Source organism: Herbaspirillum chlorophenolicum, from assembly GCF_001189955.1.
Taxonomy (GTDB): domain Bacteria; phylum Pseudomonadota; class Gammaproteobacteria; order Burkholderiales; family Burkholderiaceae_D; genus Herbaspirillum; species Herbaspirillum chlorophenolicum.
Genome location: NZ_LFLT01000142.1, coordinates 1 through 1,448 on the forward strand (window position 1 = coordinate 1; position 1,448 = coordinate 1,448).

A 1,448-nucleotide genomic window follows, 5' to 3' on the forward strand; every position below is an offset into this window, starting at 1 on the left:
TTTGTTCCCAGGTAACACCGGACTCCGAATACTCATCTAAAAATACAGTTTGCAAAAGGACCAGCTGGGGATGTTTTTTCCAAGAGATACTGGAAAGATACTGACGGATTTCTTCTTGCAAAGTCCAGAGGAAGTTTCCGACCTTCTCTGAGACTCGCCTCTGGACATCGGTGAATCTACTGACATTCACCAGCATCGAGCGGTGACGTAATTCCTCTTGGCGAATATCTCGAATGGCACAACTAATCAAAAAGACTCGAACGGCTTCTTTCAGAGATTCCGGAATGTCATCGAGCACCAGATCCTTCTTGTGTGCGTGCGGGATAATTTCTTCGGCATCATCAATATCGTGAAGTTGTCCGTGATGTTTTCCATCGTCCAGGAATATGCTGCTTGCACCAATATAGTTGGATGGCGTATTCAGGCTGTAAATGAAATTAGACGGGAATAGATCATCTTCGCGGTCAGGATTAATGAAGATATTTGCAAACGGTGTCGCCGTATAGGCAACGTAAGAGGAATGAGAGAATTTTTTTAGTAGATCGCGAATGCCTGCATTGATTTTTGCCGGATCTTCGTTGTCCTTTTTCACGTTGACGGAAGCATTGTCCGCTTCATCATCGATCACTAGTAACGGGACATGATGCTGAGACAGGCCCGATATCTTCATTTGAGAAGTCAGCCAGTCGTTCAGGTTCTTGAGTGGGGAAATGTTCTTCTTAATGACAAATAGAATCGGCTCATTAATGTTTTTAAGCGGAATCCCACCCAGAACTTGTGCATTTGCAGTTAGGAAGTCTGAATCGACTGATGTCAAGACGTTTGCCGATTTGCTGCGAAATGCTCCCGCGCCGATTGCTTGTCTATTTGTGTTTTTTCCGAGAACGTCTCTACTATCGCGCCCAACAAAACCGAAGTCTAGGCGTTCTTGGCTTTGCTTGCGCAAGTCCTCGATCATGCCTGTAAGTAGCACAATGACTTTGTAGCCAGCGTCAGCAGCTTTTGCGATAACACCGCTATAACTGGCGGTCTTGCCGGATTGCACGTCGCCCATGACAAGCCCGCGAATGCTCCATCCTTCCTCGAGACGCGGGTTTCCGCATTCGGTAATGATGTTGTCGGTATCTTCGTCCAAGACGCGTACGACAGTGGGACTCCAGCCTTGAGATACCAGAAGTTGCTTGTAGCTGTCCCAGTATTGCCAGTCGATTTTTCCTTTTTCATCAAAGAGCCAAGGCTCATGGGCATCTTCGCGAACGACCCCGCCAACTGAAACTTGAATGCCGATAGTGGATTCCAGTTTGCTACGGACGCGTTTGAGCTCTGTTTCTCCGATTTCGGGATCCAGCTTGGGCAGCATAGCCAGCACTTCTTCCAGAAGAGTCTCGGTCAACGGTCTTCCGTTGATGATATTCATTGCGATACCAACATAATCCATTGCGTACTTG

Annotated in this window: 1 protein-coding gene; it reads right to left on the reverse strand. The window is 47.2% G+C overall.

Annotation, left to right across the window (positions count from 1 at the left end; translation table 11 throughout):
• A partial coding sequence (locus AKL28_RS23575; protein WP_231602682.1) for a Z1 domain-containing protein occupies nt 1-1,417 on the reverse strand: 1,417 nt, incomplete at its 3' end.
• Nucleotides 1,418-1,448 lie beyond the last annotated feature (31 nt).